The 25,405-nt window shown below is 70.7% G+C and carries 23 protein-coding genes; 13 read left to right on the top strand and 10 right to left on the bottom strand.

From position 1 onward, the window contains the following. The first annotated feature begins 50 nt into the window (after positions 1-50). Complete coding sequence (locus ACIOWN_RS00600; protein WP_358729446.1) at positions 51-596, top strand: hypothetical protein; 546 nt, start codon at positions 51-53, stop codon at positions 594-596. A gap of 173 nt (positions 597-769) precedes the next feature. After that, positions 770-1,390, top strand: a complete 621-nt coding sequence (locus ACIOWN_RS00595; protein ID WP_362347388.1) for a class F sortase — start codon at positions 770-772, stop codon at positions 1,388-1,390. Between the two features lie 25 nt (positions 1,391-1,415). On the opposite strand, the gene ACIOWN_RS00590 is transcribed toward ACIOWN_RS00595, so the two are convergent. Continuing rightward, positions 1,416-2,198, bottom strand: coding sequence for a TSUP family transporter (locus ACIOWN_RS00590; RefSeq protein WP_362347386.1), 783 nt, complete (start codon positions 2,196-2,198; stop codon positions 1,416-1,418). A gap of 206 nt (positions 2,199-2,404) precedes the next feature. Continuing rightward, the gene (ppdK, locus tag ACIOWN_RS00585; protein WP_362347384.1) at positions 2,405-5,152 is read right to left on the bottom strand and encodes a pyruvate, phosphate dikinase; all 2,748 of its coding nucleotides are present in this window, start codon (positions 5,150-5,152) and stop codon (positions 2,405-2,407) included. Positions 5,153-6,211: 1,059 nt separating this feature from the next. On the opposite strand from ppdK, the gene ACIOWN_RS00580 reads away from it, so the two are divergent. After that, positions 6,212-8,047, top strand: a complete 1,836-nt coding sequence (locus ACIOWN_RS00580; protein ID WP_362347773.1) for a CDP-alcohol phosphatidyltransferase — start codon at positions 6,212-6,214, stop codon at positions 8,045-8,047. A 64-nt stretch (positions 8,048-8,111) separates the two neighbouring features. Here ACIOWN_RS00580 and dusB read toward each other — a convergent pair whose 3' ends face one another. Beyond that, positions 8,112-9,254, bottom strand: coding sequence for a tRNA dihydrouridine synthase DusB (gene dusB / locus ACIOWN_RS00575; protein WP_362347382.1), 1,143 nt, complete (start codon positions 9,252-9,254; stop codon positions 8,112-8,114). Between the two features lie 93 nt (positions 9,255-9,347). On the opposite strand from dusB, the gene ACIOWN_RS00570 reads away from it, so the two are divergent. Further along, entirely contained in the window at positions 9,348-10,793 is a 1,446-nt protein-coding gene (locus tag ACIOWN_RS00570; RefSeq protein WP_401979520.1) for an MFS transporter, read from the top strand. Positions 10,794-11,246: 453 nt separating this feature from the next. Continuing rightward, positions 11,247-11,672, top strand: a complete 426-nt coding sequence (locus tag ACIOWN_RS00565; protein WP_362347378.1) for a hypothetical protein — start codon at positions 11,247-11,249, stop codon at positions 11,670-11,672. Here ACIOWN_RS00565 and ACIOWN_RS00560 read toward each other — a convergent pair. Together ACIOWN_RS00560 and ACIOWN_RS00555 are read right to left on the bottom strand one after the other, a co-directional pair. Continuing rightward, positions 11,653-12,282 carry a TetR family transcriptional regulator gene (locus ACIOWN_RS00560; RefSeq protein ID WP_362347376.1) on the bottom strand — a complete coding sequence of 210 codons (630 nt, stop codon included), beginning with the start codon at positions 12,280-12,282 and terminating at the stop codon, positions 11,653-11,655. The genes ACIOWN_RS00565 and ACIOWN_RS00560 overlap by 20 nt on opposite strands. Before the next feature lie 26 nt (positions 12,283-12,308). Beyond that, entirely contained in the window at positions 12,309-13,325 is a 1,017-nt protein-coding gene (locus ACIOWN_RS00555; protein ID WP_362347374.1) for an aldo/keto reductase, read from the bottom strand. Between the two features lie 225 nt (positions 13,326-13,550). Between ACIOWN_RS00555 and ACIOWN_RS00550 the strand changes: the two genes are divergently transcribed. Next, positions 13,551-14,612 carry a chitinase gene (locus tag ACIOWN_RS00550; RefSeq protein WP_401979518.1) on the top strand — a complete coding sequence of 354 codons (1,062 nt, stop codon included), beginning with the start codon at positions 13,551-13,553 and terminating at the stop codon, positions 14,610-14,612. Positions 14,613-14,693: 81 nt separating this feature from the next. Here the strand turns inward: ACIOWN_RS00550 and ACIOWN_RS00545 are convergent, their stop codons facing one another. After that, on the bottom strand, positions 14,694-16,076 hold the full coding sequence (locus tag ACIOWN_RS00545) for a glycine--tRNA ligase (RefSeq protein WP_362347370.1): 1,383 nt from the start codon (positions 16,074-16,076) through the stop codon (positions 14,694-14,696). Positions 16,077-16,249: 173 nt separating this feature from the next. On the opposite strand from ACIOWN_RS00545, the gene ACIOWN_RS00540 reads away from it, so the two are divergent. Genes ACIOWN_RS00540 through ACIOWN_RS00525 form a run of 4 tightly spaced genes read left to right on the top strand, consistent with a single transcriptional unit; the run spans position 16,250 to position 19,395 of the window. Continuing rightward, positions 16,250-17,221, top strand: coding sequence for a metal ABC transporter substrate-binding protein (locus ACIOWN_RS00540; RefSeq protein WP_362347368.1), 972 nt, complete (start codon positions 16,250-16,252; stop codon positions 17,219-17,221). Positions 17,222-17,238: 17 nt separating this feature from the next. After that, entirely contained in the window at positions 17,239-18,024 is a 786-nt protein-coding gene (locus tag ACIOWN_RS00535) for a metal ABC transporter ATP-binding protein (RefSeq protein ID WP_362347366.1), read from the top strand. Beyond that, positions 18,024-18,926 carry a metal ABC transporter permease gene (locus tag ACIOWN_RS00530; protein WP_362347364.1) on the top strand — a complete coding sequence of 301 codons (903 nt, stop codon included), beginning with the start codon at positions 18,024-18,026 and terminating at the stop codon, positions 18,924-18,926. The genes ACIOWN_RS00535 and ACIOWN_RS00530 overlap by 1 nt, the downstream gene beginning before the upstream one ends. Before the next feature lie 58 nt (positions 18,927-18,984). Further along, the gene (locus ACIOWN_RS00525; protein WP_100566930.1) at positions 18,985-19,395 is read left to right on the top strand and encodes a Fur family transcriptional regulator; all 411 of its coding nucleotides are present in this window, start codon (positions 18,985-18,987) and stop codon (positions 19,393-19,395) included. Between the two features lie 107 nt (positions 19,396-19,502). On the opposite strand, the gene ACIOWN_RS00520 is transcribed toward ACIOWN_RS00525, so the two are convergent. Next, on the bottom strand, positions 19,503-20,336 hold the full coding sequence (locus tag ACIOWN_RS00520; protein ID WP_401979515.1) for an isoprenyl transferase: 834 nt from the start codon (positions 20,334-20,336) through the stop codon (positions 19,503-19,505). 48 nt (positions 20,337-20,384) lie between these two features. Further along, a complete protein-coding gene (gene recO / locus ACIOWN_RS00515; protein WP_100566928.1) occupies positions 20,385-21,131 on the bottom strand; it encodes a DNA repair protein RecO in 747 nt (248 codons plus the stop codon). Between the two features lie 102 nt (positions 21,132-21,233). On the opposite strand from recO, the gene bla reads away from it, so the two are divergent. Next, positions 21,234-22,193 carry a class A beta-lactamase gene (bla, locus tag ACIOWN_RS00510; protein ID WP_401979513.1) on the top strand — a complete coding sequence of 320 codons (960 nt, stop codon included), beginning with the start codon at positions 21,234-21,236 and terminating at the stop codon, positions 22,191-22,193. A 28-nt stretch (positions 22,194-22,221) separates the two neighbouring features. Further along, positions 22,222-22,419 (top strand): DUF397 domain-containing protein, encoded by a 198-nt coding sequence (locus ACIOWN_RS00505; RefSeq protein ID WP_401980216.1) that lies wholly within the window; start codon positions 22,222-22,224, stop codon positions 22,417-22,419. On the opposite strand, the gene ACIOWN_RS00500 is transcribed toward ACIOWN_RS00505, so the two are convergent. Continuing rightward, a complete protein-coding gene (locus ACIOWN_RS00500; RefSeq protein WP_362347360.1) occupies positions 22,403-22,873 on the bottom strand; it encodes a protein phosphatase in 471 nt (156 codons plus the stop codon). The genes ACIOWN_RS00505 and ACIOWN_RS00500 overlap by 17 nt on opposite strands. A 207-nt stretch (positions 22,874-23,080) precedes the next feature. On the opposite strand from ACIOWN_RS00500, the gene ACIOWN_RS00495 reads away from it, so the two are divergent. Next, entirely contained in the window at positions 23,081-24,277 is a 1,197-nt protein-coding gene (locus tag ACIOWN_RS00495; protein WP_401979511.1) for a GNAT family N-acetyltransferase, read from the top strand. Here ACIOWN_RS00495 and ACIOWN_RS00490 read toward each other — a convergent pair. Further along, positions 24,267-25,211 carry an FAD-dependent oxidoreductase gene (locus ACIOWN_RS00490; protein WP_401980213.1) on the bottom strand — a complete coding sequence of 315 codons (945 nt, stop codon included), beginning with the start codon at positions 25,209-25,211 and terminating at the stop codon, positions 24,267-24,269. The genes ACIOWN_RS00495 and ACIOWN_RS00490 overlap by 11 nt on opposite strands. Positions 25,212-25,405 lie beyond the last annotated feature (194 nt).

Here is a 25,405-nt window from a genome sequence, read left to right as displayed (position 1 = left end):
TACCGGCGTGGCGGGTCGTGCCGCCGTGGAGCGAGCCCGGAGGAGCACCGATGCGACGTACCGCCGCCCGTCCGCCGGCCAGGGCCGTGGCCGGGGCCGTGCTCGCCGTGGTCGCCTCGTCCGCCGTGGGAGGTCTGGCCGCGCCCGTGTACGGCGCCTCCGGCGGCAGCCTGGAGGTGTCCCCGTACTCGGTCGAGCCGGGCGGTCAGGTCACAGTGAACACCAGGGGATGCGGCAAGAAGGCGTCCGCGGCGGGCGACGCCAGCGCGGTCGGCGCGGGGCCCTTCACGCTGGCGCCCGGCTCACGCGAGGGCGAGGCGGTCGGGCGGTTCCGGGTGCCGGACAGCGCGCAGCCGGGGACGTACGAGATCGTCGCGCAGTGCGCCGACGGCGACCGGGAGGTCAAGGGCGACCTGATCGTCACGCTGATGGCCGCGCAGGGGCAGGTGGAGCCCCGGGGAAGTGTGAAGACGGGGGTCGGCGGCGGGCTGGGCCGCGACCCCGTGCGGACCGCGGCCGGTGTGGCGGCTCTCGCCGTCGCCGCCGCGGGCGGTACCTGGCTCCTGCATCGCCGGGCGAGGGGCGACGGGATCTGACGGACACCCTCCGCTGTCCGTCGGCCAGAGCCGCAGGTCCCCTCCCCCCTCCGGGTGCGACGCCCCTCGCGCCCCGGAGGGGGGTGCGGGGCACCGAAGTCCGGGAGGGGCCCCGGAAGGGACCTGAAGGGGGCCGGAAGGAAGCCCGCGGGGTTCCGAGAAGGGTCGTCCCCATGCGCATAGGCAACACCGCGATAGCGACCGTCACCGTGGTCGCCTTCTGCTCCGGCGTGTGGCTGCTGCACAGCGGCGCCGAGACCCACGCCCCGCCCCAGCCCGGTGCGGATCAGGGTGTGTTCGACCCCGGTGAGGAAGCGCGCTCCGCCCCCGCGCTGCCGCCGTCCCCGCCCGTGCGCATCCGCATCCCGTCCATCCGGATCGACGCCCCGCTGACCGGCCTCGGTCTGACGAAGTCCGGCAGCCTCGACGTCCCTCCCGCCGGCGACAAGAACCTGGCCGGCTGGTACGAGGCGGGCACCACCCCCGGCGAGCGGGGCACCGCGATCGTCGCCGGCCATGTCGACAACGCCCAGGGGCCCGCCGTCTTCTACAACCTCGGCGCCCTGAAGAAGGGCAGCACCATCGAGGTGGACCGCCGCGACGGCGGAGTCGCCGTCTTCACCGTGGACGCCATCGAGGTCTACGAGGCCAAGGACTTCCCCGACGAGAAGGTCTACGGCGTCGCCAAGCGCCCGGAACTGCGCGTCATCACCTGCGGCGGCGGCTATTCGAGGACCACGGGCTACCAGGGCAACGTGGTCGTCTTCGCCCACCTGACCGGCAGCCGCCGCTGATTCCGGCGCGGTCCGGACAACGGGCCTACGCCACCCACTGCTGGTAGGCCATGTTCGCCACCAGGGCGAACACCACCGTCAGCAGCACGATCCGGACGAAGCCGCTGCCCTTCTTCAGCGCGGTGTGGGCACCCAGCGCGCCGCCCGCCAGGTTGAAAACGGCCAGCACCGCCGCCAGTTGCCACAGGATCACGCCCTGCCAGGCGAAGGTGGCCAGGGCCCCCGCGTTGGTGCAGCAGTTGACGATCTTCGCGGTGGCGGAGGCGGTCACCAGGTCCAGGTGGAGCACGGCGGTCAGGGCAAGGACGAGGAACGTGCCGGTGCCGGGGCCGATGAGTCCGTCGTAGAAGCCGATGCCGAGGCCCGCGAGGCCGATCGCCGCGAGGATCCGGCGGCGGGTGGCGGGGCCGGGCGCCGGGGCGGTGCCGAACGAGGGGCGCAGGATCACGAAGGTTCCCACGCCGAGCAGCACCACCATGATCACCGGCTTGAGCACCTCGGTGCTCATCCCGGCCGCGAAGAACGCCCCGGCGGAGGACCCGGCGAGCGCGGCCAGCCCGATGCGGACGGCGGTGCGGACGTCCACGGGTGCCCGGCGGACGTAGGTGACGGCCGCGCCGGTCGTGCCGACGATGGCGACCGCCTTGTTGGTGCCGAGCGCGGCGGCGGCCGGGGTGCCGCCGGGCAGTCCCAGCAGCAGCGCCGGCAGCAGCAGGAGACCGCCCCCGCCGACCACGGCGTCGATCCACCCGGCCGCGAAGGCGGCGAGGCACAGGAGGACGACCACGGTCAGCGATATGTCGGGCATGATCGCGACCCTAGGCAGGGATGCGTGGGCAGTCCACGTATCTGAGGGACTTCTGAGGTCCGAGGGCCGTGTGCGCCGCCGTGTGCTCCGACGTCGGAGAGGGGCGGCGTCCCCGCACGGGACGCCGCCCCTCTCCTTTCCCGGACCGGAGTCCTCGTCGTAATCGGTAGTGAGGTCGGGGACCACGACGAGGACTCCGGGGTCTTTCAGCGGTGGTCGCTGCCCTCCGCCTCGACCGAGGCCCGGCCGGCCTCCAGGCGTGCCACCGGGATGCGGAAGGGGGAGCAGGAGACGTAGTCCAGGCCCACCTCGTGGAAGAAGTGGACGGACTCGGGGTCGCCGCCGTGCTCGCCGCAGACTCCGAGCTTGAGGTCCGGGCGGGTGGCCCGGCCGGCCTGGACGGCGGACTTCACCAGGGAGCCGACGCCGTCCCGGTCGATCGTCTCGAACGGCGACACCCCGAAGATGCCCTTCTCCAGGTAGGCGGTGAAGAACGACGCCTCGACGTCGTCGCGGCTGAAGCCCCACACCGTCTGGGTCAGGTCGTTCGTGCCGAAGGAGAAGAACTGGGCGGCCTCGGCGATCTGGCCGGCGGTCAGCGCGGCGCGCGGCAGCTCGATCATCGTGCCGATCGCCAGCTTGAGCCGTGTGCCGGTCGCCGCCTCGACCTCGGCGATGACCTGGTCGGCCTCCTCGCGGACGATCTCCAGCTCCTGGACGGTGCCCACCAGCGGGATCATGATCTCGGGGCGCGGGTCGCCCTTGGCGGCCCTGCGCTCGGCGGCGGCCTCGGCGATGGCGCGGACCTGCATGGTGAACAGGCCGGGGACGACCAGTCCGAGGCGTACGCCGCGCAGTCCGAGCATCGGGTTCTGCTCGTGCAGGCGGTGCACGGCCTGGAGCAGGCGCAGCTCGTTCTCGTGCGGCTCCTGCCGGGACTCGGCGAGAGCCACGCGCACCGACAGCTCGGTGATGTCGGGCAGGAACTCGTGCAGCGGCGGGTCGAGCAGGCGGACCGTGACCGGCAGGCCGTCCATGGCCTCGAACAGCTCCACGAAGTCCTTCTTCTGGAGCGGCAGGAGTTGCTTGAGGGACTCCTCGCGCTCGGCCTGGGTGTCCGCCAGGATCAGCCGCTCGACCAGTTCGCGGCGGTCGCCGAGGAACATGTGCTCGGTGCGGCACAGGCCGATGCCCTGGGCGCCGAAGCGGCGGGCGCGCAGCGCGTCCTCGGCGTTGTCGGCGTTGGCGCGCACCCGCAGGCGGCGCTTGCGGTCGGCGAAGGCCATCATCCGGTGGACCGCCTCGACGAGTTCGTCCGCGTCGTCGGCGCCCGGGTGCATCCGGCCCTCGAAGTACTCGACGACCGGGGACGGGACGACCGGGACCTCGCCCAGGTACACCTTGCCCGTGGAGCCGTCGATGGAGATCACGTCGCCCTCCTCGACGACGTGCCCGCCGGGGACCGTCATCCGGCGGCGCTTGGTGTCGACCTCCAGGTCCTCCGCGCCGCAGACGCACGTCTTGCCCATGCCCCGGGCGACGACGGCCGCGTGGGAGGTCTTGCCGCCGCGGGAGGTCAGGATGCCCTCGGCCGCGATCATGCCGTCCAGGTCGTCGGGGTTGGTCTCCCGGCGGACCAGGATGACCTTCTCGCCCGAGCGGGACCACTTGACGGCGGTGTACGAGTCGAAGACCGCCTTGCCGACCGCCGCGCCCGGGGAGGCGGCGATGCCGCGGGCGACCTGCTCGACCCTGGCCTCCTCGTCGAACCGCGGGAACATCAGCTGCGCGAGCTGGGCCCCGTTGACCCGCTTCAGGGCCTCGGCCTCGTCGATCAGGCCCTGGTCGACGAGCTGGGTGGCGATGCGGAACGCGGCACCGGCGGTGCGCTTGCCGACGCGGGTCTGCAGCATCCAGAGCTGGCCGCGCTCGATGGTGAACTCGATGTCGCAGAGATCCTTGTAGTGGTTCTCCAGCGTCTCCATGATCTGCATCAGCCGGTCGTACGACTTCTTGTCGATCTGTTCCAGCTCCGCCAGCGGGACGGTGTTGCGGATGCCCGCGACCACGTCCTCGCCCTGCGCGTTCTGCAGGTAGTCGCCGTAGACGCCCTGCTGTCCGGAGGCGGGGTCGCGGGTGAAGGCGACGCCGGTGCCGGAGTCGGGGCCGAGGTTGCCGAACACCATCGAGCAGATGTTGACGGCCGTGCCGAGGTCGTGCGGGATGCGCTCCTGACGGCGGTAGAGCTTGGCGCGGTCGCCGTTCCAGGAGTCGAAGACCGCCTTGATGGCGAGGTCCATCTGCTCGCGCGGGTCCTGCGGGAAGTCGCGGCCGGCCTCCTTCTTGACGATCTTCTTGAAGGTGGTGACCAGCTTCTTCAGGTCGGCGGCCTCGAGCTCGGTGTCGACGGTGACCTTCTTGGTCTCCTTGGCCTTGTCGAGGGCGTCCTCGAAGAGGTCGCCCTCGACGCCGAGGACGGTCTTGCCGAACATCTGGATGAGGCGGCGGTAGGAGTCCCAGGCGAACCGCTCGTCGCCGGCCTGCTTGGCCAGGCCCTGCACGGACTTGTCGGAGAGGCCGATGTTCAGGACGGTGTCCATCATGCCGGGCATGGAGAACTTCGCGCCGGAGCGGACGGAGACCAGCAGGGGGTCGTCGGGCTGGCCGAGCTTCTTGCCCATCTTCTGCTCGAGCGCGTCGAGGTGCGCGCTCACCTCGTCACGGAGTGCCGCGGGCTCCTCGCCGCTGTCGAGGTAGACCTTGCAGGCCTCGGTGGTGATCGTGAAGCCCGGAGGGACCGGAAGGCCCAGGTTCGTCATCTCGGCCAGGTTCGCGCCCTTGCCGCCGAGCAGGTCCTTGAGGTCCTTGTTGCCCTCGGTGAAGTCGTAGACGAACTTCACGCCGTCAACACTGGTGCCGCGATCGGCTACCTGGAGATCTTTGTTTTCCGACACGGGTCTCGACTCCTCGAGGACGCGGTGGCTGCCCTGACGGCCAGGAACATACCCAGATCAAAGGCCGATGGGTACGTCCACTTGTGGGTCATGCGCCCGTAACCAGTCGTCCGCCAGCGGATCGAAAGTCAAGGCTTGGCAAGCCGTCGGGTGCAGATGTTTTCACTTCTTGAACGAATCAACGCTCGCAGACTCGTCCAGCCGCTCACATGAGCGGCTCTCGTCACGTCTGTTTTCGATCGATGAACGATCAATGGATGGCACTGAGTGCCACCCATTGGAGAAGTGCAGCCGCTCAAGATCCGCTCATCTGAGCACAACCCTTATCAAGGGTGGCGAGAATCACGCTGCCACAAGCGCTCGAATATCACCATGCGGACGACTTGCGGCCCCGTGGCCGGGGAGCCGTTTGCCGGGTGTTTGCCCGGCGCCCGTGAACACGGGTGAGGGCCTGGCCGTACGGGTGTGCGGCGGGCCCCGCGTGGCCCGCCTCCTCAGCGACGCCGCGCACGGAAGGACCTTCGGGTGCCTCAGCACACGGATACACGCCAGTCATCGGGTGCACCATCGGACTCGGGCACACCATCGGACCCGACCGAAGAACCGGCGTCGCAGGGGGGCGGGAACGAGGCCGCCGCTTCGCACCCGGCGGAGCCCGGCGCGGACGCGGAGTCCGAGGGCGCGGAGTCCGAGGGCGCGGAGTCCGAGGGCGCGGAGTCCGAGGGCGCGGGCGAGTCGGACGCGGGCGCCGAGCCGGGCGCTGGCGCCCCCGCCGGCACCGGGACTCCCGGGGGCGACGAGCCCCCGGCGGCATCCGGGACCGAGGAGGGGAAACCCGCCGCCGACGGGGCCACCAGCGCCGAAGCCGAAGCCTCCGCCGAGCCGGACGAAACCGACGAGCCTGCCGCCGAGGGCGACCAGGCCACCGAGCGCGCCGCCGAGGGCGAGCAGGCCGCCGAGCACGACGAGGGCGCCGAGCCCTCCTCCCAGAGCAACGAGCCTGCCGAGACCGCCGCCGAACCCGCCGCCACGACCGACGACACCGGCGAGCGCGCCGCCATGGGCGCCCAGCCCATGGCGGCGCCCGCCGAGGGCGACCAGGCCGACGAGCCTGCCAAGGCCGCCGCCGAGCCGGCCGACGAGTCCGCCGAGACCGGCGAGCCCCCCGCCGAGCGCGACCAGGCCGCCGAGCCCGGCAAGGCCACGCCAATACGGCCCTGGCAGCTTCGCAAGGGCCGGCGCCGTTGGCAGGGGGCGCATCCCGTGGCCGCGCGCCGGGTGTCCCACGGGGTCACCCTGCTCGCGCTCCTGCTCGTCGTCGTCGCGCTTCTGCTGCCGAACAAGGAGGCGCAGTTCCAGGTCGCGGCGTTCACGCGGCTGCCCGTGGAGGCTCTGCTCCTGGGCGCCGTGCTGCTCGTGCTGCCGCGCCGGCCGCGGGTGGCCGTGGCGGTACTCGGCGGGCTGGCGCTCGGCGTGCTGACCGTGCTGAACCTGACGGACATCGAGTTCAACCAGTACCTGGGCCGCAGCTTCAACGTGGTCCTCGACTGGGAGCTGCTGGACGACGCGCAGTCGTACCTCGCGGACACCCTCGGCGGGGCCACGGCGCTGCTCGCCGCCGCCGGGGTCGTCCTCCTCGTCCTGGCGGTGCTGGCCGTGATGGCCCTCGCGGTCGTGCGCCTCGGTGACCTCCTGGCCCGCGACAAGGCCCGGTCGACGCGCGGACTGCTGTTCGCCAGCGTGGCGTGGATGACGTGCATGGCCCTGGACATCCAGATCTCCGGCGTCCCGGTGGCCTCCCAGCACACGGTCGCCATGGTCAAGTACCACGACCAGGCGCTGCGCACCACGATCCGGGACGAGCGGGACTTCGCGAGGACGGCGGAGGCCGACCAGTTCGGCGGGACCCCGGCCGGCGAGCTCGTACCGGACCTGCGCGGCAAGGACATGATCTTCACGTTCATCGAGAGCTACGGCCGCAGCGCGATCGAGGACCCGATCCCGGCGCCGGGCGTCAACAAGACCCTCGAGACCAGCACGCGGGCCCTCGCCGACGCGGGCTTCCACGCCAGGAGCGGCTGGCTGACGTCGGCGACGTACGGGGGCGGCAGCTGGCTCGGCCACTCCACGTTCATGTCGGGCCTGTGGGTCGACAACCAGAACCGCTACCGCACGGTGACCTCCGGCGACCACCTGACCCTGACCGAGGCGTTCAAGAAGACCGGGGCCTGGGACACGGTCGGCGTCATGCCGGGCGTGCAGAAGGGCTGGCCGGAGTCGAAGTGGTACGGCCTGGACAAGGTCTACAACGCCTTCCGGATGGGCTACCAGGGACCCAAGTTCAGCTGGTCCACCATGCCCGACCAGTACGCGCTGGAGGCCTTCCAGCGTCTGGAGCACGGCAAGAAGCGCGACAAGCCGCTGACCTCGTTCGTCATCCTGACCTCCAGCCACCAGCCCTGGGCGCCGGTGCCGGAGATGGTCGACTGGGACAAGCTCGGCGACGGCTCGGTCTACAAGGGCATCGAGGCGGCCGGCAACAGGCCGGCCGACGTCCTCACCAGCTCCACCCGCTCCAGTGAGGAGTACGGCAAGTCGGTCGAGTACTCGTTGACCGCGCTCACCCAGTGGATGGAGCGCTACGGCAGGGACGACACCGTGCTCGTCGTCCTCGGCGACCACCAGCCCAACGCCCGGGTCAGCGGCGACCACGCCAGCCGTGACGTGCCCTGCTCGATCATCGCCAAGGACCCGAAGGTCCTGGACAAGATCGCCGACTGGGGCTGGACGGAGGGCCTGCGCCCCGACCACGACGCCCCGGTCTGGAAGATGAGCGCCTTCCGCGACCGCTTCCTGACGGCGTACGGCTCCACACCGCACCCGTCGAAGGGCTGACCGCCGGACCGACGGCGGGCCGGGCTCGAGCCCGGCCCGCCGTCGGCGCGGCCGCCAGAACGCCTCAGCCGCCCGAGGTGTCCAGTTCGGCGTCCTCGCCGACGCCCGCGCAGTCGTAGGGGTCCTTCAGCCAGCCGTCCGGCAGTACCACCCGGTTGTTGCCGGAGGTACGGCCGCGGGGCCCGTCGGCGCCGGCCGGCCAGGGCTGGCCGAGGTCCAGCTCGTCGAGGCCGGCGCGCAGTGCCTCCAGCGAGGAGGTGACCGCCAGCCGCTTGCGCATCTCGGAGCCGACCGCGAAGCCCTTCAGGTACCAGGCGACGTGCTTGCGGAAGTCGATCACACCGCGCGACTCGTCGCCGATCCACTCGCCGAGCAGCGTGGCGTGCCGGACCATGACGTCGGCGACCTCGCGCAGGGACGGCCGGGCCAGGTCCTGGACCCGCCCCTCGAACGCCGCCACGAGGTCGGCGAACAGCCACGGCCGGCCCAGGCAGCCGCGGCCCACGACCACACCGTCGCAGCCGGTCTCCCGCACCATCCGCAGCGCGTCCTCGGCCGACCAGATGTCGCCGTTGCCGAGCACCGGGATCTCGGGCACGTGCTCCTTCAGGCGCGCGATGGCGTCCCAGTCCGCCGTGCCGCCGTAGTGCTGGGCGGCCGTGCGGCCGTGCAGCGCGATCGCCGTCACGCCCTCCTCGACCGCGATCCTTCCGGCGTCGAGGTAGGTGATGTGGTCGTCGTCGATGCCCTTGCGCATCTTCATCGTGACCGGCAGGTCGCCGGCCCCGCTGACCGCCTCGCGCAGGATCGCCCGCAGCAGGTTGCGCTTGTAGGGGAGGGCCGAGCCGCCGCCCTTGCGGGTGACCTTGGGCACCGGGCAGCCGAAGTTGAGGTCGATGTGGTCGGCGAGGTCCTCCTCCGCGATCATGCGGACGGCCTTGCCGACGGTGGCCGGGTCCACGCCGTACAGCTGGATCGAGCGCGGGCGCTCGCTCGCGTCGAACCTGATGAGCTGCATGGTCTTGTCGTTGCGCTCGACCAGCGCCCGGGTCGTGATCATCTCGCTGACGTACAGGCCCTTGCCCTGACTGAACTCCCGGCACAGGGTGCGGAAGGGCGCGTTGGTGATACCGGCCATGGGGGCCAGCACCACGGGCGGCCGGACGGTGTGCGGGCCGATCTGGAGGGGGGACTCGGGCGTGGGCATTCCCCCATTGTCGCGTATCGGCTGCCACGCGTCGGCACAGATCATGTAGCAGTCATTAGTTAACCGCACTATCGAAGTCGTACCATGGAACGCATGCCCGAGCTCAGCCATCGACGACGGCTCCTGGTTCTCGCGATCTGCTGCATGAGCCTGCTGATCGTGAGCCTGGACAACACCGTTCTGAACGTGGCCCTGCCCTCGATGCAGCGCGAGCTGCACGCGAGCACGTCCGGCCTGCAGTGGACCATCGACGCGTACACGCTGGTGCTCGCCTCGCTGCTGATGCTCGCCGGTTCCACGGCCGACCGGATCGGCCGCAGACGCGTCTTCATGGCGGGGCTGGTCGTCTTCGGCATCGGCTCGCTGCTGTGCTCCCTCGCGCCCGACCTGGAACTGCTGGTCGTGTTCCGCATGCTGCAGGCGGTCGGCGGCTCGATGCTCAACCCGGTCGCCATGTCGATCATCACCAACACCTTCACCGACCCGCGCGAGCGCGCCCGCGCGATCGGGGCCTGGGGCGCGGTGGTCGGCATATCCATGGCCGCCGGCCCGCTCGTCGGCGGCCTGCTGGTGGAGTCGGTGGGCTGGCGCTCCATCTTCTGGATCAACCTGCCGGTGGCCCTGGCCGCCCTGCTGCTCACCGCGCGTTACGTCCCGGAGTCCCGCGCGCCGAAGGCCCGCAGGCCCGACCCGGTCGGCCAGATCCTGGTCATCGCCCTGTTCGGCGCCCTGACGTACGCGATCATCGAGGCCCCGGTCTCCGGCCTCGCCACGATCCTGCCCTTCGCCGTCCTCGCGCTCGCGGCCCTGCTCGGCCTCCTGTGGTACGAGCCGCGCCGCGCCGAACCCCTCATCGACCTGCGCTTCTTCCGTTCGGCGCCGTTCAGCGGGGCCACCGTCATCGCGATCAGCGCGTTCGCGGCGCTCGGCGGCTTCCTGTTCCTGTCCACGCTCTACCTCCAGAACGTGCGGGGCCTCGACGCCCTGCACGCCGGCCTGTGGATGCTGCCGATGGCGGCACCGACCTTCCTGTGCGCACCGCTGTCCGGGCGGCTGCTCGGCACCCGGGGGCCGCGGCTGCCCCTGCTGATCGCCGGAACGGCCATGACGGTGAGCGCGGTGCTGTTCGCCGCGCTCGAGGCGGAGACCTCCGACCTCACGCTCGTCATCGGGTACGTCCTGTTCGGCGTCGGCTTCGGCTTCGTCAACGCGCCGATCACCAACACGGCCGTCTCCGGGATGCCGCGCGCCCAGGCCGGGGTGGCCGCCGCGGTCGCCTCCACCAGCCGCCAGCTCGGGCAGACGCTCGGGGTCGCGGTGGTCGGCGCGCTGCTGGCCGCCGGGATCGGCTCCTCGCCCTACCGGGAAGCGTTCGTTCCTGCGGCCCGGTACGGATGGTGGGTGCTGGTGGTGTGCGGTGCCGCGGTGCTGGCACTGGGCGCTGTCACCAGCGGCCGGTGGGCCAGGGGGACCGCCGAGCGCACGGCCGAGCGGCTCCAGGAGCACGAGGTGCGGCAGGCGGCGGGCATCGGCGCCTGAGCGCCCGGGGATCCCCGCCGCGCAGAGGGAAGTCCGGCGACCGGGCCCGGGCAGCGCGGAAGGAGTCCGGCGACCGGGCCCGGGCAGCGCGGAAGGAGTCCGGCGACCGGTGTCCCGGGCCGCACACGAAGCGACCGTGGCGGCCGGACAGGCCTCGCGCAACGGGGTCGGGCAGCCACTCAGAGGAGTCCGGGGCTGCTCGCGGATCGCGTACGAGTGATTCCGGCCGGTGACCGCCGTTCCGGGCGGGGTGCCGGCGGGGCACTTGGTAAGAAAGAGGTAAGCGAGATCATGGCCGCTGAGCTGCGGCTTCTCATCAAAGTGCCGCTCGCTCACAGCCCACGTTACTCCTCCCGAGTCGCCGCGCAGGCGATCCGCGGCAAATCTGGATGAGCGCGATGAGCCCTTCGGGTCATGCGCGACGCAGGGGGGAACCACCAACGGGAGACCACCATGCATCTCACACTGCGCAGCCGCTGTGTCCGTGGAGTCGCCGTGGGCGCTCTGTCCGCCGCGCTGGTGTCGGCCGGCTCCGCCGGAGCCTTCGCAGCGCCTCGGCCGAGCCCGATGCCCACCCGGACGCACACCGAAATGCCCACCCGGGCGGCCGAGTCGATCACGGTCAGGGCCAGCCACCGCTCGATCAGGGCCGGGGAGAGCGTCACGCTCACCGGTCGCACCGCGCACCTGGCGGCCGGCAGCAGGCTGACCGTCCAGCACCTGAACAACGGCAGGTGGACCACGCTGCGCGCGACCACCGTGGTCAAGAAGGGCGACACCTACACGGTGTCCACGAAGCTCGCGGTCAAGGGCAAGCAGCAACTGCGGGTGGTGCACGGCAACACGCACTCCGCGACGGTCACCGTGGACGTGACCTGACCCGGGAGGTGACAGGGTGCTGACGGGCTCGTAGCCCGCCCAGCACCAGTTCGAGCACCGCCTCGAACTCCTCCTCGATCGCCGGCCGCTTCCACTCCTGGGCATGACCCGGGTCGTGGAAGCGGCCGGTGGCATGGAACAGGGCCCGGGCCGCGACGGCCGGGTCGGCGGCCGTGAAGACACCGGCCGTGACGCCGTCCCGGACGATCCGGGTGAGCTGGGCGGTCAGGTCGTCGATGTGCTCGCCGACCGCCGCGCCGTTCTCCCCGGTGAGCACCGAGTACGTGGCGAACAGCTCGGGGTCGCCGCCCGCCTTGCGGCGCTTGGCCTCGAACAGTTCCCGCAGCCAGTCGCGCAGCCGGTCCTCCGGGTCCCGCTGTTCGGCGGCGATGCCGGCGAGGGCCTCGGACGTGCGGTCGAGCCACCGCTTGGTCACCGCCTCGCGCAGCGCGGCCTTCGTACGGAAGTGCCGGTAGACACTGCCGTGGCTGACACCGAGCGCGCGGGCCACGTCCACCACGGTGGCCTTGGCCGGGCCGTGGCGGCGCAGCACCTCCTCGGTGGCCTCGAGGATGCGCTCGGCGGTCAGGGTCTCGGTGCTGGGTGGCATGCCCTAGACCGTACCCGGCGCCCGGGTCAGCTTTCGCTGTCCAGGTGGGCCATCTGCGCCTCGGGGTAGCGCGCGCCCACGACGGCGTCCGCCGGTACGGCCTCCTCGATGGCCGCCAGGTCGGCCTCGTCCAGCGTGACGGCCGTCGCGCCCAGCGCCTCCGTCAGCCGTTCCCGGGTGCGGGCGCCGATCAGCGGGACGATGACCGTGTCGTGCCGCGGGCCGCGCGAGAGCACCCAGGCGATGGCGGTCTGCGCGACCGTGACGCCCTTGCCCTCGGCGACCTTGCGCAGGGCCTCGACGAGATCCAGGTTGTGCTGGAGGTTCTCGCCCTGGAAGCGGGGCGAGTGGGCCCGGAAGTCGTTCGCGGCGAGCTTGCGGTCGCGGCCGAAGTGCCCGGAGATCAGGCCGCGCGAGAGCACTCCGTAGGCCGTGACGGCGATGCCGAGTTCGCGGGTGGTGGGCAGGATCCGGTCCTCGATGCCGCGGGAGACGAGCGAGTACTCGATCTGGAGGTCCGAGATCGGCGCGGTGGCGGCGGCACGGCGGATCGTGCCGGCACCGACCTCGCTGAGGCCGATGTGCCGGACGTACCCCTTCTCGACGAGTTCCGCGATGGCGCCGACCGTCTCCTCGATCGGCACGTCCGGGTCGACCCGTGCGATCCGGTAGACGTCGATGTGGTCGACGCCGAGGCGCTGGAGGGAGTAGGCGGCGAAGTTCTTCACGGCGGCGGGCCGGCCGTCGTAGCCGGACCAGTTGCCGTCCGGGTCGCGCAGGGCTCCGAACTTCACGCTGAGCAGGGCCTGTTCGCGGCGGGCCGCGGGAGCGGTGCGCAGGGCCTCGCCGACCAGCATCTCGTTGTGGCCCATGGCGTAGAAGTCGCCGGTGTCGAGCAGGGTCACGCCCGCTTCCAGGGCGGCGTGCACGGTGGCGATGGACTCGGTCCGGTCCGCCTCGCCGTACAGCGCGGACATGCCCATGCAGCCGAGGCCGAGGGCGGAGACCTGAGGGCCGGTGGTTCCGAGGCGGCGGGTGTCCATGGGGGCTCCTTGGGAGGCTCGGAGGGCGGATTGAACGGGTACCCACGACCAGCCTGGCATGACAACTGACAGATTTCAATATCTGTCAGTTGTCAACCCAAACCCCCGGTGCGGCACACAGTCACCGGCTGTGCGATTTGGTCCAGACCTATTGACGAGAGGTCTGGACCACGAGCACTGTCATGTCTACGACACCTCACCGCACCCCCCACCGGGAGGATCCGCATGATCCGCCGCAGACCGCGTCTGCTCGCCGCCGCCCTCGCGGCCGCCTGTCTCACCCAGCTCTCCGCCGCCCTGGCCCCCACCGCCTCGGCCGCCCCCACCGCCGACACGTGCGCCGTGAAGTCCAGGCCCGCCGGCAAGGTGCTCCAGGGCTACTGGGAGAACTGGGACGGCTCCGCCAACGGCGTCCATCCGCCCTTCGGCTGGACGCCGATCACCGACTCGCGCATCCCCGCGCACGGCTACAACGTGATCAACGCGGCCTTCCCGGTCATCCGCTCCGACGGAACGGCCCTGTGGCAGGACGGCATGGACACGGGCGTGAAGGTGGCGACGCCGGCGGAGATGTGCGCGGCCAAGGCGTCCGGGCAGACGATCCTGCTGTCCATCGGCGGCGCTACGGCCGGTATCGACCTCAACTCGTCCACCGTGGCCGACCGGTTCGTCGCGACGATCGTGCCCATCCTGAAGAAGTACAACTTCGACGGCATCGACATCGACATCGAGACGGGCCTGACGGGCAGCGGAAACATCAACCAGCTCTCCCCGTCCCAGGCCAACCTGGTCCGGATCATCGACGGAGTGCTCGCGCAGATGCCGTCGAACTTCGGCCTGACGATGGCCCCGGAGACCGCCTACGTCACCGGCGGCAGCGTCGCCTACGGCTCGATCTGGGGCGCGTACCTGCCGATCATCAAGAAGTACGCCGACAACGGCCGCCTGTGGTGGCTGAACATGCAGTACTACAACGGCAGCATGTACGGCTGCTCCGGCGACTCGTACCAGGCGGGCACCGTGGCCGGCTTCACCGCGCAGACCGACTGCCTCGCCAAGGGCCTGGTGATCCAGGGCACGACGATCAAGGTCCCCTACGACAAGCAGGTCCCGGGCCTGCCCGCCCAGCCCGGCGCCGGCGGCGGCCACATGGCGCCCACACTGGTTTCCCAGGCCTCGCGCCACTACGGCACGAGCCTGAAGGGCCTGATGACCTGGTCGATCAACTGGGACGGGTCGAAGAACTGGACCTTCGGCGACAACGTGAAGGCCCTGCAAGGCCGTTGAGGAACGGCGAACGCCGGACGGCCGCCGAGGGAGATCTCGGCGGCCGTCCGGCGCTCTGAGGTACTGCCGGGAATTACCGGGTCAGCAGCCGACGAGGCGGCCGGCCAGGTAGCCCTCGATCTGGTCGAGGGAGACGCGCTCCTGCTTCATGGTGTCGCGCTCGCGGACGGTGACCGCGTTGTCCTCGAGGGTGTCGAAGTCGACCGTGACGCAGTACGGCGTGCCGATCTCGTCCTGGCGGCGGTAGCGGCGGCCGATGGCGCCGGCGTCGTCGAACTCGATGTTCCAGTTCTGGCGCAGGGCCTGGGCCAGGCCCTTGGCCTTGGGCGACAGCTCCGGGTTGCGCGACAGGGGCAGCACGGCGACCTTCACCGGGGCCAGGCGGTGGTCCAGGCGCAGCACCGTGCGCTTCTCCATCTTGCCCTTGGCGTTGGGCGCCTCGTCCTCGACGTAGGCGTCGAGGAGGAAGGCGAGCATCGCCCGGCCGACACCGGCCGCCGGCTCGATGACGTACGGCGTCCAGCGCTCGCCGGCCTCCTGGTCGAAGTACGACAGGTCCTGGCCGGAGGACTTGGCGTGGGAGGAGAGGTCGTAGTCGGTGCGGTTGGCGACACCCTCCAGCTCGCCCCACTCGCTGCCGCCGAACTGGAAGCGGTACTCGATGTCGGCGGTGCGCTTGGAGTAGTGGGAGAGCTTCTCCTGCGGGTGCTCGTACCAGCGCATGTTCTCCTCACGCAGGCCGAGGCCCGTGTACCAGTTCCAGCGCTGCTCCATCCAGTACTCCTGCCACGTCTCGTCCTCGCCCGGCTTGACGAAGAACTCCATCTCCATCTGCTCGAACTCGCGGGTGCGGAAGATGAAGTTGCCCGGCGTGATCTCGTTGCGGAAGGACTTGCCCATCTGGGCGATGCCGAACGGCGGCTTGCGGCGCGAGGTGGTCTGCACCTGGGCGAAGTTGGTGAAGATGCCCTGCGCGGTCTCGGGGCGCAGGTAGGCGACGGAGCCGGAGTCCTGGGTGGGACCGAGGTGGGTGGAGAGCAGGCCCGAGAACTGCTTGGGCTCGGTGAACTGGCCCTTGTTGCCGCAGTTGGGGCAGTTGACGTCCGCGAGGCCGTTCTCCGGGGCGCGGCCCTTCTTCTCCTCGTAGGCCTCTTCCAGGTGGTCGGCGCGGAACCGCTTGTGGCAGGAGGTGCACTCCGTCAGCGGGTCCGTGAAGGTGGCGACGTGACCGGAGGCGACCCAGACCTCGGGCGCCAGGATCACGGACGAGTCGATGCCGACCACGTCCTCGCGGGACGTCACCATGTAGCGCCACCACTGGCGCTTGAGGTTCTCCTTGAGCTCGACACCCAGGGGCCCGTAGTCCCAGGCGGCACGCTGGCCGCCGTAGATCTCACTGCAGGGGAATACGAAGCCACGGCGCTTGCTCAGGCTGACGATGGTGTCGATCTTGTCGGCGGCCACGGTGCTCTCTTCATTACGACGACGGGCGACGAAGCGAGACGCTTCACGAGCGAATGCTTCAGGGTACCGGCGGTGGCTCCCCCTCGACCAAATCGGTGCCGGGTAACGGCCCTTTTCGGGCCCGCCACGGTGCTTGTTGACAACCGTTTCCATTTTAGTTGAAAATGACTGTCATGAACGTACGACGACGCCTCATATCCGGCTCCACGGTCCTGACGATCACCGCGCTCGGCCTCGGAGCACTCTCCGCCTGTTCCTCCGCCGGCGCGAACGGCACCGGCGGAGGCAAGTACGACGTCGTCGCGTCCTTCTACCCGATGGCCTTCCTCGCCGAGCGGATCGGCGGGAGCCACGTCCACGTCACCAGTCTCACCCAGCCCGGCCAGGAGCCGCACGAACTGGAGATCAGCGCCCAGCAGACCGTGCGGCTCGAGAAGTCCGACGCGGTGCTCTACCTCAAGGGCCTCCAGCCCAACGTCGACAAGGCCGTCGCGCAGTCCGGGGTCGGGACGAAGATCGACGCCGCGTCCCTGACCACGCTGGAGGAGCACGGCACCGATGTCGACGGCCACGCCGACGGGCACGACGACGGGCACGACGACGGGCACGACGACGGGCACGGCGGCAAGGACCCGCACGTCTGGCTCGACCCGGTGCGCTACGCGCAGATCGCCGAGGGCGTCGGCAAGGCCTTCGAGAAGGGCGACCCGGACCACGCGGCCGACTACCGCAAGAACACCGCGGCCCTGGTCAAGGAGCTCGGCGAGCTCAACACCCGGTACGAGACCGGCCTGAAGGACACCCGGAACAAGGTCTTCATCACCACCCACGCCGCCTTCGGCTACCTCGCCGAGCGCTACGGCCTGACCCAGGAGGCCATCAACGGCCTCGACCCGGAGGCCGAGCCCAGCGCGGCCCGGGTGAAGGACCTCCAGGAGACGGCGAAGGCCGACGGGGTCACGACCGTCTTCTACGAGACGCTGGTCAGCGACAGGACCGCGAAGACCCTCGCCAAGGACGCGCATCTGAGGACGGACGTCCTCGACCCGCTGGAGGGCATCACCGACAGGTCCCGCGGCACCGACTACTTCCAGGTCATGGAAGCCAACCTCAAGGCGCTGCGACAGGCACTGGGCGCCAAGTGAGCATCACGGAGGGCGTCATGGACGTCAGCAGCGACACCGCCGAACCCGTCATATCCTTGCGCGCAGTGCGCGCCGACCTGGGCTCGCGCCCCGTCCTGCGGGGCATCGACCTCACCGTGCGCCGCGGCGAGGTCGTCGCGCTGCTCGGCGCCAACGGCTCCGGCAAGTCGACGGCCGTGCGCAGCGTCATCGGCCAGGTGCCGGTGAGCGCCGGTGAGATCGAGCTGTTCGGCACCCCGCACCGCCGCTTCCGCGACTGGGCGCGCGTCGGCTACGTACCGCAGCGCACGACCGCCGCCGGCGGCGTCCCGGCGACGGTCACCGAGATCGTCTCCTCGGGCCGGCTCTCCCGCGCCCGCTTCGGGATCTTCCGCAAGGCCGACCACGCGGCCGTACGGCGGGCCCTGGAGCTGGTCGGCATGGCGGACCGCGCGAAGGACTCGGTCAACGCCCTCTCCGGCGGTCAGCACCAGCGCGTGCTGATCGCCCGCGCCCTCGCCGCCGCACCCGAGCTGCTGATCATGGACGAGCCGATGGCGGGCGTCGACCTGGCCAGCCAGGATGTGCTGGCGAGCACGCTCGGGGAGCAGGTGACGGCCGGGGTGACGGTGCTGCTCGTACTGCACGAGCTGGGCCCCCTGGAGCCCTTGATCGACCGGGCGGTGGTGCTGCGCGACGGCTGCGTCGTGCACGACGGACCGCCCCCGAAGGCCGTCGGCCAGCACGCCCTGCCCGGCCACGACCACGTCCACCCCCACGACGCCTCGGGCGCCGATCCGATCCGCACGGGACTGCTGAGCTGATGGACCTGTTGAACTACGCCTTCATGCAGCGGGCCCTGCTCGCCGCCGTCCTGGTCGGCATCACCGCGCCCGCCGTCGGCATCTACCTCGTCCAGCGCCGCCAGGCCCTGATGGGCGACGGCATCGGGCATGTGGCCATGACCGGCGTCGGCCTGGGCTTCCTGCTGTCCACCTCCCCGGTGTGGATGGCCACGGCCGTCTCCATCCTGGGCGCGGTCCTCATGGAACTGATCCGCTGGTACGGCCGCACCCGCGGCGACATCGCCCTCGCGATGCTCTTCTACGGCGGCATGGCGGGCGGCGTCATGTTCATCAACCTCGCCCCCGGCGGCTCCAACGCGAACCTGACGTCGTACCTGTTCGGCTCGCTCTCCACGGTCTCGCAGTCCGACGTCACCGCGATCTGCCTGCTGGCCGCCTTCGTCGTGCTGGTCACCCTGGGCCTGCGCCGCCAGCTGTTCGCGGTCAGCCAGGACGAGGAGTTCGCCCGGGTGACCGGGCTGCCGGTGCGCGCCCTGAACCTGCTGACGGCGGTCACGGCGGCGGTGACGGTGACGGTCGCGATGCGCGTGGTCGGGCTGCTGCTGGTCAGCGCGCTGATGGTGGTCCCGGTGGCCGCCGCCCAGCAGCTCAGCCGCAGCTTCGCCGCGACCTTCGCGATCGCCGTCGCCATCGGGGTGAGCGTGACGATCGGCGGCACGGTCACGTCGTACTACCAGGACGTGCCGCCCGGCGCGACGATCGTGCTGCTCACCATCGCGGTGTTCATCGCGCTCACCGCGCTGGCCACGCCGCTGGCCCGGCGACGCGCGCGGGCCCTTGCCGCGTCGCTGCCCGCCGGGGACCCGGCGGAGTGCGCGATTCCGGCCACCCGGGCCGCCGGCGACGGGGCCGGCGCCTGACCGCGCACGGCCCGGGCTGGCACAATGGCCCGCAGGCGAGACGTGAGGAGGCCGACCGGTGACCACCGCTGGACCGCCCGTGAAGGGCCGCGCCACCCGGCAGCGTGCCGCTGTCGCGGCGGCCCTCGACGAGGTCGACGAGTTCCGCAGCGCGCAGGAGCTCCACGACATGCTCAAGCACAGGGGCGACTCGGTGGGCCTGACGACGGTCTACCGCACCCTTCAGTCCCTCGCCGACGCGGGCGAGGTCGACGTCCTGCGCACCTCCGACGGCGAGTCGGTCTACCGCCGCTGCTCCACCGGCGAGCACCACCACCATCTCGTCTGCCGCGTCTGCGGCAAGGCGGTCGAGGTGGAGGGGCCGATGGTGGAGAAGTGGGCGGAGGCGATCGCCGCGGAGCACGGCTACGTCAACGTCGCCCACACGGTGGAGATCTTCGGCACCTGCGCGGAGTGCTCCGCGGGTTGAGCGTGTTCTGTGCGGGTGGTCCGGGGCGGCCGACCCTGGGGGCTGCCGCCCCCAGACCCCCGCTTTCGGCCTGAACGGCCTCGTCCTCAATCGCCGGACAGCTCGTTCTACTCGCCGTCGCCCTGCATGGCGAGGAGTGCCTCGTTCGGGATGGCGCCGCCGAAGCGGCGGTCGCGGGAGGCGAACTCGATGCAGGCCCGCCACAGGTCGCGGCGGTCGAAGTCGGGCCACAGGACGTCCTGGAAGACCAGCTCCGCGTACGCGCTCTGCCAGAGCAGGTAGTTGGACGTGCGCTGCTCGCCGCTCGGGCGCAGGAACAGGTCGACGTCCGGCATGTCCGGGTAGTACAGGTACCTCTGGATGGTCTTCTCGGAGACCTTGGCCGGGTCGAGCCGGCCCGCCTTGACGTCCTCCGCGAGCGCCTTGGCCGCGTCCGCGAGTTCGGCCCGGCCGCCGTAGTTCATGCAGAAGTACAGTGTGAGCCGGTCGTTGTCCTTGGTCTGCTCCTGGGCGACCTGGAGCTCCTTGGCGACCGACTTCCACAGCTTGGGCATGCGGCCCACCCAGCGCACCCGGATGCCGAGTTCGTCGAGCTGGTCGCGGGTCTTGCGGATGAAGTCGCGGTTGAAGTTCATCAGGAAGCGCACCTCGTCGGGCGAACGCTTCCAGTTCTCGGTGGAGAAGGCGTAGAGGGAGATGTTGCCGACGCCGATCTCGATCGCGCCCTGCAACACGTCCAGCACCCGCTCGGCGCCGACCTTGTGCCCCTCGGTGCGGGGCAGCCCGCGCTCCTTGGCCCAGCGTCCGTTCCCGTCCATGACGATCGCGACATGCTCGGGGACCAGCTCGCCGGGGAGCTTCGGCGCGCGGGCGCCGGACGGATGCGGCTCGGGCGCCCTGTACTCCGGGCGCCGGCGCCCCAGGATCCCGCGTACGGCCATGTGCTTCTCGTCTCCCTTGTCTCGGACCTGTCCTGGACAGGTCTCGGACTACTTTTCCACGTACCGAAGTGAGCGCAGCCCGCGCTCCAGATGCCAGTGCAGGTAGGCGGAGACCAGCCCGCTGCCCTCCCTGACGTACCGCGGCTCGCACGCGTCCGCGGTCTCCCAGTCCCCCGTGAGCAGCGCGCCGAGCAGCGCGAGCGTCTGCGGCGAGGGTACGACGCTGCCGGGCACCCGGCAGTCGGCGCAGACCGAGCCGCCGGAGGCCACCGAGAAGAACCGGTTCGGACCGGGCATCCCGCACCGGGCGCAGTCGCCGAAGCTGGGCGCGTAGCCGTTGACGGCCAGCGAGCGCAGCAGGAAGGCGTCCAGCACGAGGTGCGGGGCGTGCTCGCCCCGGGCGAGGGTGCGCAGGGCACCCACCAGCAGCAGGTACTGCTGGACGGACGGCTCGCCCTCGTGGTCGGTGAACCGCTCGGCGGTCTCCAGCATGGCCGTCCCGGCGGTGTAGCGGGCGTAGTCGGCCACGATCCCGCCGCCGTAGGGGGCGATGGTCTCGCTCTGCGTGCACAGCGGCAGCCCCCGGCCCACCAGCTCGCTGCCCCGGGCGAAGAACTGCACGTCCACGTGCGAGAACGGCTCCAGCCTGGCCCCGAACTTCGACTTCGTCCGCCGCACTCCCCGCGCCACGGCACGAACCCGCCCGTGCCCGCGGGTGAGCAGCGTGATGATGCGGTCCGCCTCACCCAGCTTCTGGGTGCGCAGCACGACGCCGTCGTCCCGGAACAGACTCATGGGTTCCATTCTCACTCACGGCGAACGTGGGCGTGGCCGCGCCCGCGACCCGGTCCGGCTCCCGGCGCGGCGCAACCGCGCTTCGCCCCGCGGCGTCGGTCAGTGTGGAGATCGTTCCGTCCGCACCGACCGGAGGAGAGCACCATTCGAACCCCGGGAGAGTTCAACCCGACCCGACGTACCTTACTGACCGCCGCCGGCTGCGCCCTCGTCACGGCGACGGCGGCCCTCACCACGGCGGCGCCCGCGCACGCCCTGCCGGACGAGGCCGACGGCACCACCGCGCGTCTGCGCGCCCTGGAGCAGGAGCACGGCGCCCGGCTGGGCGTGTTCGCCCACACCCCCGGTACCGGCCGGACCGTCCGGTACCGGGCCGACGAGCGCTTCCCGATGTGCTCGGTGTTCAAGACCCTGGCGGCGGCCGCGGTCCTGCGGGACCTGGACCGCCGCGGCGAGGTCCTCTCGCGCCGCGTCCACTACACCGAGGCCGACCTGGTGCCGGAGGGCTCCGACCAGACCCGCGCGCACCTGGCCACGGGCATGACCATCGCCGAACTCGCCGACGTCGCCATCCGCTTCAGCGACAACACCGCCGGCAACCTGCTCCTGCGGGAGCTCGGCGGCCCCACGGCCATCACCCGTTTCGCCCGCACGCTCGGCGACCCGGTGACCCGCCTGGACCGCTGGGAGCCGGACCTGAACACCGCCGAGCCCTGGCGGCTCACGGACACCACGAGCCCGCGCGCGATCGGCCGCACCTACGCCCGTCTCGTCCTCGGGGACGCGCTGAACCGTCGTGACCGCCGGACGCTGACGCACTGGCTGCTGAACAACACCACCAGCACCCACCGCTTCCGCGCGGGCCTGCCACCGGCCTGGACGGTCGCGGACAAGACGGGCACCGGTGCCCACGGCACCGCCAACGACGTGGGCGTCGCGTGGACCGAGTCCTCTTCGCCCGTGGTCCTGGCCGTGCTGTCGACCAAACCGGCCCAGGACGCCCCGTACGACGACGCTCTCGTGGCCCGCGCGGCCGCGGTGGTCGCGGAGGCGCTGGGATAGACACGGCCGTCGGGGCACCGCGCCGCGACTGCCGGCGTTCGCATGGGTCGTCGCGGCGCTGAGCCCCTCGGGCCACCTTCTCGAGTACGGGCCGCAATTCCGCGAGGGCAAGAGCAGCTACGGCGACGGAAACGGCGGCGACTGCGCCGAAGTCGCCTGCGGAGGCTCCGGCGTCGTCGCCGTCAGGGACAGCAAGGTGCCCTCGCTGGTCACCGCGGCGGCGTGAAGTTCCGTACGTACCGCTTCTGCCACGGTGTCTCCACCGCGTGCCGGTCGTAGTGGGCCCGGACGTAGGCCACCGCCTCCTCGGGCGGTACGCCGTCGAGGACCGCGAGGCACGCCAGTGCCGTACCGGTGCGGCCGCGACCGCCGCCGCAGGCGATCTCGACGCGCTCTGTCACGGCGCGACGCCAGGCTTCGGTGAGGACCGCGCGGGCGGTGGCCCGGTCCGCCGGGAGGCGGAAGTCGGGCCAGCGCAGCCAGCGGGACTCCCAGGGGAGGTCCGGGGGTTGCCTGCCAAGGAGATAGACGCCGTACGACGGGGTAGGCACACCCGGATCGAGGGCTCGCCTCAGACCTCTCCCGCGCACCGACCGGCCGGACGGCAGCCGCAGCACACCTGCGGCCCGCTCGTCCCACGGCTCCTCACGTCCGGCGAATTGCTCGTGATCCCCGTTCACGGGCGCGGTATCCCCTTCCGACGTGTCCGTCGCGGCGCGGCGACTATACAAGCCGGGCTACAGGCCAGGGCAAGCGACAAAGATCACCAATCGATGGACTGCAGGCGGGACTGCAGCCCCTGTACATCGCACGTCCGATCTGTAGGATCCCCCCACACTCCGACCGGCTGAACGGAACCCATGGACATGGCTGCATGGTCTACCCGGATGGCCCACCCCGGTGATCTCGCCCAGCTCCGCACCCTGTTGTCCGATACTTGCGATGCGGCTGTCGTGCCGTCGTCGGCCCTCCTTGCTGACGCCCTCGGGCGCAATCTGGTTCGAGTGGCTGAATCCTCGGGCGAGTTGGTGGGCTGCGTCGCAGCAGAGATGCCTTCTCCGAAACACGTGCACTTGTCCGTGATCGCGGTCCGGGCCGGGATGCGCCGGAAGGGCGTGGCATCACGACTCCTGGCCGAGATGCTGCAGCAGGTTCCCCGAACGTCGGGCGAACCGCCACTGGTCTCCGCCATGGCGAACACCGAGCAGCCGGCGGCGACAGGCCTCTTACTGGCGTGCGGCTTCATAGGAACTCGGGCCATGCACACCAGCGATACAGATGACGCGCTTCCCATTCACTTCCAGCACACAATGCGCGTGGAATATATTGATCCGGATGCGCGACATCTCGTTCCCGTAAGCGCTCGGGAACAACTCGTGGAATCCTTGGCACCCGCCGACCACGCCGTGACGGCGCTGGTGACTCTATCCGGTGCGCCCGCATTCGAAATCGCACGTTTCGAGCGGGATGATCCAGCGACCCTGCAGTCCGGGGAAGCCGCAGCGGGCATAGCATTCTCCGGTTCCATTCTCGCCGCTGTGACGTTCCTCCTGGGCTTGTCTTTCGCGTCGAAACGCTTCCCTGATGATGTACGCCTGCTGCTCATCCTGGCGACCTTCAGCACGGTTCTCTCTCTGATCGTGTACGCGAGCGCCTCCGGCGAGCTGGCTCGAATACGCTCGAACTCATTCGGCAAGATCATGAAGTGGGGGAATGTGCTGTCCGAGTACGGCGGCGTCCTACCCTTCGTGATCTCACTTCCCGTCATCTATGCCCAGGTGAGCAGCAATCCATGGACGACCATGGTCCTGGCCGTCGTACTGAGCGCCGCGATCGCCTGGTACGAGCATTCCGAATTTTCCATCGCTTCCCGATTTCGCCGGAGCCGGAGCGAAATCGCTTTGATGGTATTCACTGCCGTCTCGCCGGTACTCGGTGCAGCGCTCGTGGCGACGAGGACCACCAGCTGGCCGTGGACCGCCGCCCTGGCTGTGGCGCTGGCGATGCGGACCTGGTTGTACCTCTTCCGCAGAGGCTCGGAGAGGGGAATCACGGAGCGTCGGCAGTGGCAGATCAGGGAATGAGTCCGGTCGCCTTGCGAACCCGCTCGGCGACCTCACGGGCGCACCCCCACGACAGGGTCAGTCCAGCTCCGCCATGACCGTAGTTGTGCAGGAGCAGTGTGCCCCTGCGACGCTCCTGCTCGAGCCGCACCTCCTCACGCACCGGCCGCAGCCCGACCCGGTGCTCGAGTACCCGGGCACCCGCGAGGGACGGTTCTACCGCGACGCAGCGCTCAACGATCCCCTGAGCCGCGGCCTCGTCAGGGCGCAGATCCCAGTCCCCGGACGCCGCGGTCCCCCCAAGGACCACGGCGTCGGAGTGCGGGTAAATGTAGGTGAGCTCCTCAGCCCCCGGGGTGTCGTCGCAGAAGAACGACGTAATACCCGGGTTCTCCACCACTGTCAGTTGGCCACGCACCGCCTCGACCGAGGCGTCCGCCGCCAGCGACCGGGCCCCCGCACCCGAACAGTTGACGACCACCGGCGCCTCGTGCGTCGCTTCTTCGAGCGTGTTGTAACGGTGACGGCGAAGGTGACCGCCGGCCCGCTCAAGCCGGCCAGTCAGATAGCGCAGATATCGGGGCATGTCCACGACGGGAGCCCGATAACGCCACCCGGACAGGAAACCCGGGCGGAGTTCACCGGGTTCACAGACGCGTGCCTCGACCAGGTTGCCCCACTCCGGCATCCCGCGGGAAACCCGGGACTCGTGAGTTCCTTCCACCAGCCGGATCCCCGTGTCCGCGTCGGAGCTCAGCGTGTTCAACACCGACAGGGTCACACGGCTCCATCGGTCGACCAGGTGAGCGGGCTCAACCAGGTACGGATCCCACATTGCGCCCGCGGCTGCCGAGGTCGTCTCACCCGGGGACCGATCCGTGTCCACGCGTACGTCCATTCCGGACTCCGCCAGACACACCGCTGTGGTGAGTCCCGCTACCCCAGCACCGATCACCACCGCGCCGGCCGACAATGCACACCTCCGTGTGGTTCTCTCGTCCCCCGCCCGGGCAGCGTGCCTGCCTCGCAACTGTTCCAACCACCGTACGCTCCACGTCTGCCACGACGTCCCCGCGGTGTACCCGACGTAGCGACACCCCCACTCCTTCCCCAGTGGCCCAGCGGGCATACGAGCAGGGCGTCGCCCAT

Origin of the sequence: Streptomyces sp. NPDC087787, assembly GCF_044743035.1 — a bacterium.
Lineage (GTDB): Bacteria > Actinomycetota > Actinomycetes > Streptomycetales > Streptomycetaceae > Streptomyces.
The sequence above is the reverse complement of the archived record's forward strand: the minus strand, read 5'-3'. Positions and strand labels throughout refer to the sequence as shown.

Bases quoted from the DNA above. Each gene is read 5' to 3' on its own strand.
- ACIOWN_RS00600 (WP_358729446.1), top strand. From the start codon at position 51: ATGCGACGTACCGCCGCCCGTCCGCCGGCCAGGGCCGTGGCCGGGGCC.
- ACIOWN_RS00555 (WP_362347374.1), bottom strand. From the start codon at position 13,325: ATGGACACCCGCCGCCTCGGAACCACCGGCCCTCAGGTCTCCGCCCTC.
- recO (WP_100566928.1), bottom strand. From the start codon at position 21,131: ATGAGTCTGTTCCGGGACGACGGCGTCGTGCTGCGCACCCAGAAGCTG.
- ACIOWN_RS00495 (WP_401979511.1), top strand. From the start codon at position 23,081: ATGGCCCACCCCGGTGATCTCGCCCAGCTCCGCACCCTGTTGTCCGAT.
- ACIOWN_RS00590 (WP_362347386.1), bottom strand. From the start codon at position 2,198: ATGCCCGACATATCGCTGACCGTGGTCGTCCTCCTGTGCCTCGCCGCC.
- dusB (WP_362347382.1), bottom strand. From the start codon at position 9,254: ATGCCCACGCCCGAGTCCCCCCTCCAGATCGGCCCGCACACCGTCCGG.
- ACIOWN_RS00565 (WP_362347378.1), top strand. From the start codon at position 11,247: ATGCATCTCACACTGCGCAGCCGCTGTGTCCGTGGAGTCGCCGTGGGC.
- ACIOWN_RS00560 (WP_362347376.1), bottom strand. From the start codon at position 12,282: ATGCCACCCAGCACCGAGACCCTGACCGCCGAGCGCATCCTCGAGGCC.
- ACIOWN_RS00580 (WP_362347773.1), top strand. From the start codon at position 6,212: ATGGGCGCCCAGCCCATGGCGGCGCCCGCCGAGGGCGACCAGGCCGAC.
- ACIOWN_RS00535 (WP_362347366.1), top strand. From the start codon at position 17,239: ATGGACGTCAGCAGCGACACCGCCGAACCCGTCATATCCTTGCGCGCA.
- ACIOWN_RS00540 (WP_362347368.1), top strand. From the start codon at position 16,250: ATGAACGTACGACGACGCCTCATATCCGGCTCCACGGTCCTGACGATC.
- ACIOWN_RS00570 (WP_401979520.1), top strand. From the start codon at position 9,348: ATGCCCGAGCTCAGCCATCGACGACGGCTCCTGGTTCTCGCGATCTGC.
- ACIOWN_RS00550 (WP_401979518.1), top strand. From the start codon at position 13,551: ATGATCCGCCGCAGACCGCGTCTGCTCGCCGCCGCCCTCGCGGCCGCC.
- ACIOWN_RS00530 (WP_362347364.1), top strand. From the start codon at position 18,024: ATGGACCTGTTGAACTACGCCTTCATGCAGCGGGCCCTGCTCGCCGCC.
- ACIOWN_RS00595 (WP_362347388.1), top strand. From the start codon at position 770: ATGCGCATAGGCAACACCGCGATAGCGACCGTCACCGTGGTCGCCTTC.
- ACIOWN_RS00520 (WP_401979515.1), bottom strand. From the start codon at position 20,336: ATGGCCGTACGCGGGATCCTGGGGCGCCGGCGCCCGGAGTACAGGGCG.